The following is a 13778-nucleotide window of genomic DNA, read 5'->3' as shown; positions in this document are numbered from 1 at the left end:
GTAAGTTATTGCAGTAAGTATTCAAATTTATAGGGGCAATTAAATGTATAAAAATGTAACCTATCTATCGCAACAAAGTGCTGATTGATATACTAAAGATCAAATAGGAAATTGAGAATGCAATGAGCAACAAACGACTTTTATTTATTCCAGTATCGTCACCAGAAGGGATTGGTGAATATATGCGCTCGTTGTTGTTGGCGAATGGGTTGCTCGCTGAGTTTGCTGGGATGCTTGATATTCATTTTATTTTAAACAAGCACACAACTTACGCCGATGTTTGCCCCTTTGATACCACTTTACTTGAGAGCTCAGCAACCAAAGAAGTTGAATTAGTGTGTGACTTTATCACTGCATACAAACCAGACGTTGTTGTTTTTGATTGTGCTGGGCGCGCAGCACATATGAAAGCGGCAAAAGAGGTGGGTGCTAAAGTTGTTTTTATTTCTCAACATGAAAAAAAGCGCGCAAAAGGGTTAAAGCTCAATCGTGCAAATTTAATTGATGTACATTGGGTTGTACAGCCAGACTATTGTATTGCGCCTTTAAGTTGGGTGGAAACTACAAAGCTAGACATATTTCCCCTTGCTCATCCACGTAATGTTGGGCCTTTTGTTGCACACGCTTCAGAGGAGCAAAAAAAGCAAGTGTTGAACAAGTACGGGCTTGAAGAGAATAATTACTTACTAGTAAATGCAGGTTCTGGTGGTCATACATTTAATAATTTAAATTGTGCAGATACCTATTTCGATACCGCGCTCAAAGCGGGTAAAAAAACGGGTTTAAAAACAGTGGTCGTGTTTGGTTCTAATTATACAAAAATATTACCAAAAACAAGCGAGATTATTTGTTTAACAAGTTTAGAGGGAACTGATTTTTTAGCATTATTGAGTCAAGCAAAGTTAGCTTTATTGAGTGCTGGTGATACTTTGTTGCAGGCTATTGCATTGCAAACTCCTGCTATAGCTTGTGCTATTTCAAAAGACCAACATACCCGCCTAGAAAATTGTGTTAATGCCGGCGTAGCAATCAAAGCAAGCCTTAATCCTGATGATATAGTGTCTAAAATTGAATACGCAATAGATGATAGGCACTATAAGCCTCTCTTGGCTAAATATCGTAAATTAGATAGCCCTCAAAGCTATAGCGTAATTACGAGTGCGGTAAAAAATATGCTTGCAGGAAGCCGTGCATGAACATTGTGATTGTTATTGACTCCCTTGTTGGCGGTGGTGCAGAAAAAGTTATGCTTACTTTAGCTGAGCAACTTTTTGAACTTGAGCATCACGTTACTTTATTGTCACTTGCAAGCACCATTGAATATGACATCCCTGAATACATTAATGTTGACAGTTTATTTCCTGATAGAGCATCGAAGGTTGATCGCTTTTGGAACATAAATAAAAGCGTTGCGAAGTTAGAAGCCTGGTTTAACAATAAACAAAGAGATATTGGTACTATAGATTTAGTACTTTCAAATCTTGATAGAAGCAATAATTTACTCGCTAAAAGCACGGTTAAAAATGTGCATTTTGTTGTGCATAACTCAGTAAATTCAGAGCTTGCTAGGCAAAAAAAGCTAGGTCCGTTCTCTTATCGCTATCTTAAAAAATCAAAGCAAAACTTAAATGGTAAGTCACTCGTTTGTGTATCTAAAGGGGTAGAGCAAGAAATCACTCAAGGCGATTTAATTACCCCAAGTGCAATAACTACTATTTATAACCCCTTTAATTTAGCCGAAATAAAACGCCAATCTGATGACCTTAATGTAGCTATTCCGCAGTCGCCTTATTTGATTCATGTAGGGCGTTTAGCTAAACAAAAACGTCACGATATTTTATTTGCGGCATTTGCCAAGCTTGATAAAAAATACAAATTGGTTCTTTTATGTAATAAGCCGAGCAAAGCATTTAAGCTTGCAAAAGAGTATGGCATTGCAAAGCGATTAGTTGTCCCCGGGTTTGAACAAAATCCTTATAATTGGATTAAGCAGGCTGAAGCATTGGTGTTGAGCTCTGACTTTGAAGGGTTGCCAACAGTATTAATTGAAGCATTAGCTGTTGGCACGCCGATAGTAAGTACTAATTGTACGTTTGGGCCTAGCGAAATATTAACAGGCGAGCTGACTAATTACTTAGTACCCATAGGACATAGCGAAGAGCTATCGGCTAAAATAAAACACGTTTTAGCAAATAAGCCGAGTGTGGAAAGCGCCGATATTTTGCAAAAAGTGAATGCTGAGCTAGTAGCTCAGCAGTATTTGGCTCTACGCAGATAGTTTTTGGCTATAAAGGGCATTGAACGTTTCCCAATCATTGCTTTGCCAATTAAAGACGCTATTACGGCCTTGCTCTTTTGAAAATGAACGCTTTAAGCGCGCTATATTACTTTGTTGCCATTGCGGGTTAGGAACTTTTAACTCCCCGCGATCAAAGTCGATAATATATACGTCGCCGTCTTCATTAAATAAAATATTATTTATATTTAAATCGGCGTGATACACCCCTTTGTTATGAAATAGCGCAATAGTGTTGGCTATGCTTTCAAGCTCACTACTATTTAAAGGGCGCTCAATTAGAACGTCGAGCAGGCTTTTAGCGCCGCTAACCGCTTGTGTAATTATATCGCCGCGGTAAATCAAACCACTAGTGCTTACTCTGGCTGCAATTGGCTTGGGTACATTTAGACCGAGTTCAATAAGCTTTATCATTAAGCTGAACTCTTTACATACGCGGGTGTTTTTAAGGCCAAGATAGAGGTATTGATCGTTCAATACCTTACCAACCAAACCGCCACGCCAGTAATGCCTAAGTACAGCAGTTAAATCATCATGTTTAAAAAACCATGCTGTAGCGCGGCCTTTTTTAGCGCCTACTATTTTATTTTGCTTTTGCCAATAAGTTGCATCAAACCAGCTTATATCAACAAGGTTAAAATAATCTGGATGGCTTAAAATAGTGTGTTTGCCTTGCGTTAGTGTTTTAAACATAGCTCGTTAAAATAATTCAATAATAGGTATATATTAACGTGTTTTATGGCGCAGGATAAGTGCTTGCATTAACGCGAGTATAATTTAAGATCCCAGCATACTATTTAAAGCCTAACGGAATGCGTGACTCAAGTGCCTAACTACTCCTCTATTTGTATTTTAAGACTCTCTGCTATTGGTGATGTATGTCATGCTGTTAGTGCTGTTCAAGCAATTCAAAAAGCGCACCCTAATGCAAAAATAACCTGGGTAATGGGTAAAATAGAGGCTATGTTACTTGCTGATTTACCGGGCGTAGAGCTGGTAATATTTGATAAAAAAGAAGGTAGAGCAGCGCTTAAAAAATTAAAAAATACCTTTAATGGTAAGCAGTTTGACGTGCTTCTTAATATGCAGGTGGCATTAAGAGCAGGCTTTGTAGCGCGCTGTATACCTGCAAAAGTAAAAATAGGCTTTGATTGGGCACGCTCAAAAGAACTACACAGTTTGTTTATAAATAAACGCATAGCCCCACAAAAAGAAGCACATGTGCTAGAGGGATTTAAAGGGTTTGCGGGTGCAATTGGTGTAGATGATTACACGCCTACATGGCAAATGCCTTACAGCGCACAAGATGAAAACAAAGCAGATGAGTTACTAGGGCAAGAGTATTTAGCCAACAAGCTATTTGTAATTTCGCCAGCGGCTAGTAAAGCTCAGCGAAACTGGTTGCCTGAACGTTATGCTGTACTTGCTGACTACGCGCACGAGCAAGGTTTTAATGTTGCTTTAACCGGCGGGCCTACTGAGCTTGAAGTAAATTTAGCGAATAACATTATAAAACATAGCAATAGCCCAATTTTAAATTTAGTTGGTAAAACAAAGCTTAAAGAGCTGCTATGTGTTTTAAAAAGAGCTGATTTAGTCCTTGCCCCCGATACTGGCCCTGCTCATATGGCAGTAACGGTTGGCACACCAGTTGTTGGTTTATATGCCCACTCGAACCCTGCACGCACTGGCCCTTATTTATATCAAGATTATGTGGTAGAGGTTTATCATCAAAATTTACTTGGGCAAACGGGTAAAACTGCGCAGCAAGTCCCCTGGGGTACCCGAGTTAAAGGGGATGATTTAATGAGCCAAATAACCATAGATAGCGTAAAAACAATGTTTGACCATGTTGTGAACAAAGAGGGGCTTGAATGAGTATTAAACTACATAAAGCGCTTTTTTTAGACCGTGACGGCGTGGTTAATGTAGACCACGGCTATGTATATCAAAGTGAAAAGTTTGAATTTATTAAAGGCATTTTTAGTACCTGTAAAACATTTTTCGACGCGGGCTATAAAATTATAGTAGTCACAAACCAATCAGGCATTGGGCGAGGTTATTATACTGAGGCTGAATTTAAAGCGCTTACTCAGTGGATGAAAACGCAATTTAGTGACCACGACATTAAAATTGCCGATGTCTATTTTTGCCCGCATCACCCTAAAAAGGCGTTGCCCGAATATTTAAAGCAATGTGATTGCAGAAAGCCAGCCCCAGGCATGTTGCTGCAAAGCATAGAGGAGCATAATATCGATCCTGAGCAGAGTATTATGGTTGGTGATAAGCTCAGTGACATGCAAGCTGCTCAAAAAGCTGGTATTGCAACCAGAGTATTAGTGCGTTCAGGGCAAAGCTTTGACGAAAGCGCAAAGCAACATGCCGATTTAGTGATTGATTCAATAGATGATTTAACTAAACGTTTACCGTTATAAAAACACGCTTTATTTAAGCGTGTAAACTGGCACATATTCCTTACATTGAGCGCGTTTGCGACGAACTGCAAACCGTGCATTTTTCTCGTTAAACTTTTACAATACACACCATCATAAACAGTGGCATAAACGTTGTTGTTTACCCGTTCAATTAAATGGAGACTACAGATGAGAGCATCTGCTTTTTTTAGCCAATTACAAGAGCAAATTGAAGACGTTAAAGCCCAAGGCCTTTATAAAAGCGAGCGTATAATTACCTCGCAGCAACAAGCTCAAATTGAAGTAGCATCTGGCGATAAAGTTATTAACTTTTGTGCTAACAACTACCTTGGCCTAGCAAATAGCCCTGAGTTAATTAAAGCAGCGCAAGGCGGTTTAGACGACCACGGTTTTGGTGTGGCCTCTGTGCGTTTCATCTGTGGTACGCAAGACATTCACAAAACACTTGAGCAAAAAATTAGTGCATTTTTAGAAACCGAAGACACCATTTTATACTCTTCTTGTTTTGATGCTAATACAGGCTTGTTTGAAACTATTTTAGGTGCAGAAGATGCGATTATCTCTGATTCACTTAACCATGCTTCGATTATTGATGGCGTTCGTTTATGTAAAGCTAAGCGTTTTCGCTATGCAAATAACGACATGGCTGATCTAGAAAAGCAATTAATTGCCGCAGACGAAGCGGGCGCTAAAACAAAGTTAATTGCCACCGATGGCGTGTTCTCTATGGATGGCGTAATTTGTAACTTAGAAGCTGTGTGCGATTTAGCTGATAAGTACGATGCGCTTGTTATGGTTGATGACTCTCACGCTGTAGGGTTTGTTGGCGAAAATGGTAAGGGCACACCTGAATACTGTAACGTACTTGACCGTGTAGATATAATTACTGGTACATTGGGTAAAGCGCTGGGCGGCGCATCAGGTGGTTACACTTCAGGTAAAAAAGAAATTGTTGAGTGGTTACGTCAGCGTTCGCGCCCTTACTTATTCTCAAATTCATTAGCACCTTCAATTGTAACTGCATCAATTAAAGTACTAGAGATGCTTGAAAATGGTGGCGAACTTCGCGCTAAGCTTTGGTCTAATGCTAAATATTTCCGTGAGAAAATGGAAGCGGCAGGCTTTACCTGCGCAGGTAAAGATCATGCCATCATTCCTGTGATGCTAGGTGACGCTAAAGTGGCCTCACTTATGGCTGATAAATTACTTGCAGAAGGTATTTATGTGACTGGTTTTTCATTCCCTGTTGTACCAAAAGGCCAAGCACGTATTCGTACGCAAATATCAGCAGCGCACAGTATAGAGCAGCTAGATACAGCTATTGCAGCCTTTACTCGCATTGGTAAAGAAATGGGCGTTATTTAATTTTTAAAACTAAGAAATGACTTGGTTTTTGTGAGCGTAAATTATGAAAGCATTATCTAAATTAAAAGCAGAACCGGGTATCTGGATGACAGATGCACCTAAGCCTGAAGTGGGCCATAACGATCTGTTAATTAAAATACGTAAAACAGCGATTTGTGGCACCGACGTTCATATTTATAAATGGGACGAGTGGGCGAGTAAAACAATTCCTACACCAATGGTTGTTGGTCATGAGTACGTTGGTGAAGTGGTTGATATGGGTCAAGAAGTTCGCGGCTTTTCAGTGGGTGACCGGGTATCTGGCGAAGGTCATATTACCTGTGGGCATTGTCGAAATTGTCGTGCTGGGCGTGTGCATTTATGCCGTAACACCACAGGAGTTGGTGTTAATCGCGAAGGCGCGTTTGCTGAGTACTTGGTGATCCCTGCATTTAATGCATTTAAAATTCCAGACAACATATCTGACGAATTAGCCTCTATTTTTGACCCATTTGGCAATGCTGTACACACAGCCCTTTCGTTTGATCTAGTAGGAGAAGATGTACTAATTACTGGTGCCGGTCCTATAGGTATTATGGCTGCAGCTGTTGCAAAACATGTAGGCGCGCGTCATGTAGTAATTACTGATGTTAACGAGTACCGATTAGAGCTTGCCCGCAAAATGGGCGCAACTCGCGCGGTGAATGTTGCAAATGAAAAGCTTGAAGATGTTATGACCGACCTAGGCATGACAGAAGGCTTTGATATTGGTCTTGAAATGTCGGGTGTGCCAAGTGCATTTAATTCAATGCTTAATAATATGAACCATGGTGGCAAAATTGCCATGCTCGGTATTCCACCATCAGACATGGCAGTAGATTGGAACCAAGTTATTTTTAAAGGTTTAGTGATTAAAGGTATTTATGGTCGCGAAATGTTTGAAACCTGGTACAAAATGGCAAGTTTAATACAGTCAGGTCTTAATTTAAGCCCAATCATTACACATCAATATTCTGTAGATGACTTCCAAGCTGGCTTTGATATGATGATTTCAGGTCAGTCAGGAAAAGTAATTTTAAACTGGAATTAATTCCAAAAAAATTGCAAGAAGGGCGGCTATGGCCGCCTTTTTTATTTTATTTATTAAAGAGAGTTCAATGGCATTTAAACATATATCTATTGCGCAAACGCATGAGTTATTAGACAAAGAAGACGTAGTAATTGCAGATATACGCGATCCTAACTCGTATCAAGCAGGCCATATTCCGGGGTCAGAGGCACTATCGAACGCAAACATTGCCCAGTTTATGATGGAAAAAGAGTTTGATCAGCCCATTATTATTGTTTGTTACCACGGCATGAGTTCGCAAGGTGCTGCTAGTTACTTAGTTGAGCAAGGTTTTGAGGATGTATATAGCATGGATGGTGGCTTTACAGCCTGGGAAGCGGCTTACAGCGAGAAAGTTGAACGATGATAGAGCTTGGCAGTTTAAATAACCCGCGTGCCGCTCAAGGCTTTATAGATTATTTAAAAAGCCAAGGTTTAGACGGGCAATTACATTCAACTGATGGTAGCCACGTTATTATTAGCGTATCTGAAGAGCATTTTCATCAGGTACAGCCGCTTTGGGCTGAGTTTACTCAAAACCCAGGCCATTCTCGTTACCAGCAAGCTTCTTGGAGTGTAGGTAGTACGCAATCACCTTTAAAATACCAAGGGCAATCGCTTAACCTTAAAGCGCGATTCAAAGCGCTGAGTTGGCTTAATCAATCGGTAAGTGTACTCAGTATTGTTATTTATGTTGCATTTTTACTGGGTGGTTTCGAGAGCATTTATTCTGCATTACAGTTTAACCCCTCATACCCATTGACGTGGTTTACGCCAGCCTTGGTTCACTTTAGTGCTATACATATTGTGTTTAACTTAATTTGGTGGATATCGCTTGGTGACAATATTGAAAAACAATGCGGAAAATTGAGCTTAATTGGCCTGTTTTTTATTACTGCTTTAATTAGTAGTTGGGCGCAATATTTAATTGTTGGGCCTAATTTTGGTGGGCTAAGTGGCGTGGTATACGGCTTACTGGGGTATTGCTGGATCCATAGCTTTTTAAATCCAGAAAAACCCGCATTGGTGAGTACCTCAATTATAGGTTTTATGCTTGTTTGGTTAGTACTTGGTTTTGCTGATGTGTTGTTTATTGGAATGGCTAATTGGGCACATTTAGGGGGGCTAGTGAGCGGAATGGCGTTTGCCTACACCGCTCAACTGTTTACTAAAAAGCATACAAATAGTTGAATTTAGTGGTACAAATACTTTGTAAATAGTACTTCACGTATAATTTCTTGGCCTGTTTCTTCTTTTAACAGGCTTTTTAATTTTTCTATACATTTTGCGCGAATTTCTTCTCGACCAGTCAATGACTTTATTTTTTCTTCTGGCTCTTTCGAAAAAATCTCTACAATAGCATCTCTTAATAAAGGAGTATGATGTTCAACAATGGCTATGTCTGAATTGTTACTAAGCATTAGGTCAACGGTAACGCGCACGTAACCCATTTTTTTACTTGATGCGCCAATATAATTAGTAATTATGTCAGGTTCAAAACCAAAATAACCAACCGTTGACTCTGCACGGGCACTTAGGCTCACTAAACTCATAATTAATGTAAGAAGACCTACGTATACTATTTTTTTCATATTTAAAGCGTTTCCGAAAACCTGTTGTAAATAGTTTATACTTAATAATAGGTAATAAACAGCGCCAAGCAATTATTTATATTAGTTACTTAGGTTGGTGAATAGGCACTTTTTCAAATGCTTAGGCAATGTTATCATTTGCTTGGATTATATTTTATTGAGTTATTGTGACAACTTTTCCTTTATCTTTATCAGCTAACTGGCTATCGGATATACAAACCGATGACTTAACACCTACAGAGCAAGAATGGCTTTTTGAGCCGCATTCTTTAACCGCTAAGCTAAAAAGTAAAGCAACCTCTTTTAGTGTAAAAGTACTCAGCGAACAGGCGTTTAATTTAAGTCATGAACAACAGCAATTACTAGGCTGTAAAACGTCATCGGCGTTAAACCGAGAGGTGCTTTTGTTGTGCGATAATAACCCCATGGTTTACGCTCAAAGTTGGCTGCCAAATAACCAAACGCACAACTCGCTTCATAATATGGGGGAGCGCCCTTTAGGCGATGTTATTTTTCAACAACCTGAGCTTGTTCGTCAAAATATTGAAATTGCGAGTTTTGATAGCAAACATTCATTACAGAATTTGGTTACCAAGCTAAATTTACCAACTCAAACTCTATTAGGCAGGCGTAGCGTGTTTTCGTTAAATGATTACCAATTTTTGGTGGCGGAAGTATTTTTACCTGGGGCGTACCTTTACTCATGAAATTAGCAGGTTTAAAAGCAAAACATTTTTCTTATTATTTACAGCTTATGCGTGTTGATAAGCCCATAGGTACTTTATTGCTTTTATGGCCAACCTATTGGGCTTTATGGCTCGCAAATAGTGGGGTGCCGAGCTTAATTAATTTTATAGTGTTTACTTTGGGGGTTGTAGTAATGCGTAGTGCAGGCTGCGTGATAAATGATTTTGCAGACAGAAAAATAGATGGTTCTGTAAAACGCACAGCCCAACGTCCTCTTGCATCTGGTACTGTCGCAAGCGGCGAAGCGCTAAGTCTATTTTTATTACTGATCACTTTAGCGTTTATTTTGGTTTTAATGCTGAGCGTTAACACTATTTTATTGTCTGTTGGTGCACTTGCGCTCGCATTTTGCTATCCGTTTATGAAGCGATATACCCAGTTGCCGCAAGTAGTGTTGGGTGCTGCATTTGGTTGGGCAATTCCTATGGCTTATATGGCATCTATTGATGCATTACCTCTTCAGGCTTGGTTGCTGTTTGCTGCTAATGTATGCTGGACGGTTGCGTACGATACCATGTACGCCATGGTCGATAGAGATGATGATGTGAAAATTGGTGTTAAATCTACCGCTATTTTATTTGGTCGCTTTGACCGCCATATCATTTTTATATTAAATGCTCTATTTATCGCACTTGTTGCTTATATTGGGTTTATTAATCAGTTAAACATGGCTTTTTGGGCTGGATTACTTATAGCCACAGCATTACTCGCTTACCAACAAGTATTAATTTTAAAACGTGATAGAGACGCATGCTTTAAAGCTTTTTTAAATAATCATTATGTGGGTATGGCTATTTTTATTGGTTTATTGCTATCGTACCCCATTAGCATTTAGTTATATTAACGAGGTGGATCAACTATTCCGCTAATGGATGCGTTTTTTCTAAACCAGCCAGCAATTGAATACCGATTATCTACTGCTGGTAATACTTCGTGAACAAAGCGTTCGCTTTCAAATAAAACTAATGTCCCCGCTTTTGGCGAAATGCTCACTTCAACCACTTTGCTTTTGGGTTTATAAATAACAAGCTCACCGCCCTCATTGGGCGTGTTTAAGTATAAAACGCTAGTAAATACCCTATTAGAGCGCCCTTTAAATGCATCGACATGTTTTTTATAAAAATCACCGTGAGTGTATTTTGCGTAGTGACATTCGTAATCAAACAGCCCCATAAAAAAAGTGCGATTGAGCGTTGTGCGAATACTCTCCATAACAGCTAGGTAGGTTAATTGTGCTTGGGATGAACCATCAAACCAATAAGTTTGATCTTTTCGAATATTATCGTCAATTTGTAAATGATTTAAGCGGCCAATACCAGCATGGCTAAAATGCGGATTTATGCGATAACAATCAGCCATTAAATCAGCTATTAATTCTTTGTTTAATGCATTAGGAATAACTGTATAACCGCGGCTTTCAATGTCGTTATAAAACGGGCCATCGGCTGAAAAGTTGATCATTTAGGAGGTTCTTTTTTTGAAGGTGCGCCAGTTTAGCCGAAAAAGAGTAAAAAGCTATTGTTTTGTGTCGCACCTGTCTCAAAAAAGAACGCTGAATTAATTAAGGGTTGTGGCTGCTTTTTTAATAAGTGAAAGCAAATGTGCTAAGTGCTCCGTAACCGTGGTTTGTTGGTTTGTTTGAACAATTAGTTGCTCATGGCTTAAATCTTTATTTGTTTTTAACTGAACAAGGTCGGTGTGTTCTGCCACAGTGTTTGCATGCTCAATGCTGGCGATTGCAAAACTATCGGATTTAATAATGCCAGAGATAACCTGTTCAATACTGCCCATTTTGATAGTTGATGATTTATTTAAAGAATCAATGGCCTCGTTCAGCATGCTTTGAACTTGTTTTGATTGAGAGAAACAACCAAAGGCTGAATAGGAGTCTAGTTGGTGTTTGCTTATGTCATTTTTTTGGGCAAGCGGGTGATGCTTAGATACAAATAAAATAAGCTGATCAGGCAAATGAATATCACTACCAATACTATTTACAGCTTGAGAATAAACGCTAATGTCTATTTCACCTTCCTGAAGCTTGCGTGTTAACTCATGCTGTTCTTGCAATTGCATTTCGATTTTTACATGTGGGTATTGCGCTAAAAATTGACCGCATGAAATAGGCACAATGTTACTTGCTTTATTAGTGTAACCAATAATGAGTTTTTCATCGGCATTGCCATGAACAGATTGAAACAAGCGTTTTTTGGTGTTTTCTAATTCGCTAAGTGTATTTTTGGCGTAATCTAAAAATAGTTCGCCTTCAGGAGTCAGTTTTACTGAGCGGGTTGAGCGCGTAACTAACTCATAGCCCATTTCATCTTCTAGGGTCTGAATACTGCGGGTAAGTGCAGAAGTACTAATTTTTGTTTTTTCTGCGGCTTGTCTGAAGTGGCGTAACACACCCAGTGCTACAAATTGTTCTAATTGGTCAAATCTCACTTTATAGTCCCTTTTTATAAGTAAGTTGTGATGTACTAATACATCAATTTTCTGTCTGTCTAAGCTATTAATAAATATATGTAAATTTAAAAAAGATAAACTACACAATATATTTGTTTGCACAATAATAAAAGTGTAAAGATGTTAAAAAGTATTAACCTTTAGACTAAAGACTAATAATTTTTTATTTACCTAACATCCTTATCTGGCAAAGTTAATACTAAAAAGCAGGTATAAATCTATAAATAAAAATATTAGGTAAATTTATTATGCTAATTAATGAAAAAGTATGCCACAAAGTAGGGCATTGATTAAGCAATAATTAAAATATTTGCACGAATTTTAGTCTTTTAGCTTGTTTTATTATCAAAGTTTTTGTTTGCTCTGTTACTTAATGGTTTGTTTTCAATATTTTGAAGTTCAATTTCTATTGCATCACATGAAATATGAATTTCAAATAAAGACGTTAGTAAAGATAAACTTAAACAGGTTAGGCTTACGCCAAATAAAATAATTCCTGTGGTATTAAACTCAATAAAAAGAGCAAACATAGACAAGGTACATAATAAAAAAGAGCCTACACCGTAAACTTGCATGGTTCTTATGAGCTTTATGCGCTTTCTTAAATTGGTAATTTGCGCAACCACCACAGGGCGAATTGACTCGCCTTCTCTGGCATTTAACTCTCTTATTAATTGCGCAAGTACTAAAAATCGGTTTGTATAAGCAAGAAGTAACAAAGATATAGCTGGAAAAAGTAGACCCGGAGTTGTAAGTGTCATGCTTGCGCCTTTTTAAATATTGTTTAATAAATTTCTCAATACCTTAAGGTATTGTACACACAAAATAATCGAGGTCGATATTGCAAACTTATAAAAACACAACAGATAGTGCATTTAATTGGATAACAATTTACAAGGCAGCCAACACGTTAGAGGCTAATATTGTTAAAGGGTTAATTCAAGCGGGTGGAATAGAGTGTAAAGTTGTAGGAGAAATGCTTCAAGGTGCACTTGGGGAAATTCCTTTCGATCAGGCGCAAGTGAGTGTGCAGGTTTATGCGATAAAAGAGCGCCATGCGCGACAAATATTGGTAAACTATCAGCAAGTAAAACAATCCGCTCCAGATTGGGTTTGTCCTAACTGTAATGAGCATAATGGATCAACATTTGATTTTTGTTGGTCATGTGAGACGTTAAAGAATGACTAAAGCAAATAATTTTCAGCGTATTAGAGAGCTAAACTATTTACAAAAAGCGGTATTAGCAAGTGCGCTAATTGAACGTATGTTGCCAAATTATGGCTTATTTAGTGAGGCTACGGGGTTTGGTGATGAAACGTTACTTCGTAATGCGCTTAATGTTTGTTGGGAAAAAATCTTACTGCCAAAAAGTAAGATTGACTTAGAAAAGCAAGTTGAAAAAGTGGAACCTAATGTTCCAGAACTCGCTGATTTTGATATGTTTGGTACATACCCAGCTATTGATGCGGCAACGTCATTACTGAGCTTGATGCATGGTTTAATGGCACAAGACGATAAAGAGTTTGTAAGTGTAAGTAAAATTTCGCAAGCAACCGTTGCGCGCTTTATTGAATACCAGATGACAGTTGAAGGTGAAATTGCAGACAACACGGCTGTTAGGGAGCACCCTTTAATGCAGTACGAAATTGAAGTGCTAGCCGAGCTTATTGACTTTGTTGAAAGTATGGGGCGTATTACTTCAGAAAGTGTAAAGGCGCTGAAAAAATTTGCTGTTGTTGATGGTCAAACAAATATTGGTTTGGCGTTATAAACAAATTAAGTAACTTGAACT

Annotated in this window: 17 protein-coding genes; 12 read left to right on the top strand and 5 right to left on the bottom strand. The window is 38.5% G+C overall.

Annotated features, from left to right (window positions below):
- Positions 1-122: 122 nt before the first annotated feature.
- Together PMAN_RS11110 and PMAN_RS11105 are read left to right on the top strand one after the other, a co-directional pair.
- Complete coding sequence (locus PMAN_RS11110) at positions 123-1196, top strand: glycosyltransferase family 28 protein (protein ID WP_010556936.1); 1074 nt, start codon at positions 123-125, stop codon at positions 1194-1196.
- A complete protein-coding gene (locus tag PMAN_RS11105) occupies positions 1193-2278 on the top strand; it encodes a glycosyltransferase (RefSeq protein WP_010556937.1) in 1086 nt (361 codons plus the stop codon). The genes PMAN_RS11110 and PMAN_RS11105 overlap by 4 nt, the downstream gene beginning before the upstream one ends.
- On the opposite strand, the gene PMAN_RS11100 is transcribed toward PMAN_RS11105, so the two are convergent.
- On the bottom strand, positions 2267-2989 hold the full coding sequence (locus PMAN_RS11100; RefSeq protein ID WP_010556938.1) for a 3-deoxy-D-manno-octulosonic acid kinase: 723 nt from the start codon (positions 2987-2989) through the stop codon (positions 2267-2269). The two genes, PMAN_RS11105 and PMAN_RS11100, sit on opposite strands and share 12 nt — an antisense overlap.
- A gap of 123 nt (positions 2990-3112) precedes the next feature.
- On the opposite strand from PMAN_RS11100, the gene PMAN_RS11095 reads away from it, so the two are divergent.
- The 6 genes from PMAN_RS11095 to glpG all read left to right on the top strand — a co-directional run bounded on the left by PMAN_RS11095 (position 3113) and on the right by glpG (position 8374).
- Complete coding sequence (locus PMAN_RS11095; RefSeq protein ID WP_010556939.1) at positions 3113-4174, top strand: glycosyltransferase family 9 protein; 1062 nt, start codon at positions 3113-3115, stop codon at positions 4172-4174.
- On the top strand, positions 4171-4731 hold the full coding sequence (gene gmhB, locus PMAN_RS11090; RefSeq protein ID WP_010556940.1) for a D-glycero-beta-D-manno-heptose 1,7-bisphosphate 7-phosphatase: 561 nt from the start codon (positions 4171-4173) through the stop codon (positions 4729-4731). The genes PMAN_RS11095 and gmhB overlap by 4 nt, the downstream gene beginning before the upstream one ends.
- Before the next feature lie 168 nt (positions 4732-4899).
- On the top strand, positions 4900-6096 hold the full coding sequence (locus PMAN_RS11085; RefSeq protein ID WP_010556941.1) for a glycine C-acetyltransferase: 1197 nt from the start codon (positions 4900-4902) through the stop codon (positions 6094-6096).
- Positions 6097-6139: 43 nt separating this feature from the next.
- The gene (gene tdh, locus PMAN_RS11080) at positions 6140-7165 is read left to right on the top strand and encodes an L-threonine 3-dehydrogenase (protein ID WP_010556942.1); all 1026 of its coding nucleotides are present in this window, start codon (positions 6140-6142) and stop codon (positions 7163-7165) included.
- Between the two features lie 67 nt (positions 7166-7232).
- Positions 7233-7550 (top strand): thiosulfate sulfurtransferase GlpE, encoded by a 318-nt coding sequence (gene glpE, locus PMAN_RS11075; RefSeq protein ID WP_004588558.1) that lies wholly within the window; start codon positions 7233-7235, stop codon positions 7548-7550.
- Complete coding sequence (gene glpG / locus PMAN_RS11070; RefSeq protein ID WP_010556943.1) at positions 7547-8374, top strand: rhomboid family intramembrane serine protease GlpG; 828 nt, start codon at positions 7547-7549, stop codon at positions 8372-8374. The genes glpE and glpG overlap by 4 nt, the downstream gene beginning before the upstream one ends.
- A 2-nt stretch (positions 8375-8376) precedes the next feature.
- Here glpG and PMAN_RS11065 read toward each other — a convergent pair whose 3' ends face one another.
- On the bottom strand, positions 8377-8775 hold the full coding sequence (locus PMAN_RS11065) for a flagellar basal body-associated protein FliL (RefSeq protein ID WP_006791577.1): 399 nt from the start codon (positions 8773-8775) through the stop codon (positions 8377-8379).
- Between the two features lie 167 nt (positions 8776-8942).
- On the opposite strand from PMAN_RS11065, the gene PMAN_RS11060 reads away from it, so the two are divergent.
- The gene (locus PMAN_RS11060) at positions 8943-9482 is read left to right on the top strand and encodes a chorismate--pyruvate lyase family protein (RefSeq protein ID WP_010556944.1); all 540 of its coding nucleotides are present in this window, start codon (positions 8943-8945) and stop codon (positions 9480-9482) included.
- Positions 9479-10357, top strand: coding sequence for a 4-hydroxybenzoate octaprenyltransferase (ubiA, locus tag PMAN_RS11055; protein ID WP_010556945.1), 879 nt, complete (start codon positions 9479-9481; stop codon positions 10355-10357). The genes PMAN_RS11060 and ubiA overlap by 4 nt, the downstream gene beginning before the upstream one ends.
- Before the next feature lie 5 nt (positions 10358-10362).
- Here the strand turns inward: ubiA and PMAN_RS11050 are convergent, their stop codons facing one another.
- The 3 genes from PMAN_RS11050 to PMAN_RS11040 all read right to left on the bottom strand — a co-directional run bounded on the left by PMAN_RS11050 (position 10363) and on the right by PMAN_RS11040 (position 12746).
- A complete protein-coding gene (locus PMAN_RS11050; protein WP_010556946.1) occupies positions 10363-10983 on the bottom strand; it encodes a 2OG-Fe(II) oxygenase in 621 nt (206 codons plus the stop codon).
- 96 nt (positions 10984-11079) lie between these two features.
- Positions 11080-11964: a LysR family transcriptional regulator gene (locus PMAN_RS11045; RefSeq protein WP_010556947.1), complete on the bottom strand. Its 885-nt coding sequence runs from the start codon at positions 11962-11964 to the stop codon at positions 11080-11082.
- 350 nt (positions 11965-12314) lie between these two features.
- Positions 12315-12746, bottom strand: a complete 432-nt coding sequence (locus PMAN_RS11040; RefSeq protein ID WP_006791572.1) for a DUF2721 domain-containing protein — start codon at positions 12744-12746, stop codon at positions 12315-12317.
- An 80-nt stretch (positions 12747-12826) separates the two neighbouring features.
- On the opposite strand from PMAN_RS11040, the gene PMAN_RS11035 reads away from it, so the two are divergent.
- Positions 12827-13174, top strand: a complete 348-nt coding sequence (locus PMAN_RS11035; RefSeq protein ID WP_010556948.1) for a putative signal transducing protein — start codon at positions 12827-12829, stop codon at positions 13172-13174.
- Complete coding sequence (locus PMAN_RS11030; protein WP_008130596.1) at positions 13167-13757, top strand: YjaG family protein; 591 nt, start codon at positions 13167-13169, stop codon at positions 13755-13757. The genes PMAN_RS11035 and PMAN_RS11030 overlap by 8 nt, the downstream gene beginning before the upstream one ends.
- The last annotated feature ends 21 nt before the right edge of the window (positions 13758-13778 follow it).

Source organism: Pseudoalteromonas marina (assembly GCF_000238335.3).
GTDB classification, from domain to species: Bacteria; Pseudomonadota; Gammaproteobacteria; order Enterobacterales; family Alteromonadaceae; genus Pseudoalteromonas; species Pseudoalteromonas marina.
This window is presented reverse-complemented; position numbering and strand designations above follow the sequence as displayed.

Excerpts from the sequence above, each read along its gene's own strand:
- PMAN_RS11065 (WP_006791577.1), bottom strand. The coding sequence starts at position 8,775 with ATGAAAAAAATAGTATACGTAGGTCTTCTTACATTAATTATGAGTTTA.
- PMAN_RS11105 (WP_010556937.1), top strand. The coding sequence starts at position 1,193 with ATGAACATTGTGATTGTTATTGACTCCCTTGTTGGCGGTGGTGCAGAA.
- PMAN_RS11100 (WP_010556938.1), bottom strand. The coding sequence starts at position 2,989 with ATGTTTAAAACACTAACGCAAGGCAAACACACTATTTTAAGCCATCCA.
- ubiA (WP_010556945.1), top strand. The coding sequence starts at position 9,479 with ATGAAATTAGCAGGTTTAAAAGCAAAACATTTTTCTTATTATTTACAG.
- PMAN_RS11050 (WP_010556946.1), bottom strand. The coding sequence starts at position 10,983 with ATGATCAACTTTTCAGCCGATGGCCCGTTTTATAACGACATTGAAAGC.
- PMAN_RS11085 (WP_010556941.1), top strand. The coding sequence starts at position 4,900 with ATGAGAGCATCTGCTTTTTTTAGCCAATTACAAGAGCAAATTGAAGAC.
- PMAN_RS11040 (WP_006791572.1), bottom strand. The coding sequence starts at position 12,746 with ATGACACTTACAACTCCGGGTCTACTTTTTCCAGCTATATCTTTGTTA.
- PMAN_RS11110 (WP_010556936.1), top strand. The coding sequence starts at position 123 with ATGAGCAACAAACGACTTTTATTTATTCCAGTATCGTCACCAGAAGGG.
- glpG (WP_010556943.1), top strand. The coding sequence starts at position 7,547 with ATGATAGAGCTTGGCAGTTTAAATAACCCGCGTGCCGCTCAAGGCTTT.
- PMAN_RS11030 (WP_008130596.1), top strand. The coding sequence starts at position 13,167 with ATGACTAAAGCAAATAATTTTCAGCGTATTAGAGAGCTAAACTATTTA.
- tdh (WP_010556942.1), top strand. The coding sequence starts at position 6,140 with ATGAAAGCATTATCTAAATTAAAAGCAGAACCGGGTATCTGGATGACA.
- glpE (WP_004588558.1), top strand. The coding sequence starts at position 7,233 with ATGGCATTTAAACATATATCTATTGCGCAAACGCATGAGTTATTAGAC.
- gmhB (WP_010556940.1), top strand. The coding sequence starts at position 4,171 with ATGAGTATTAAACTACATAAAGCGCTTTTTTTAGACCGTGACGGCGTG.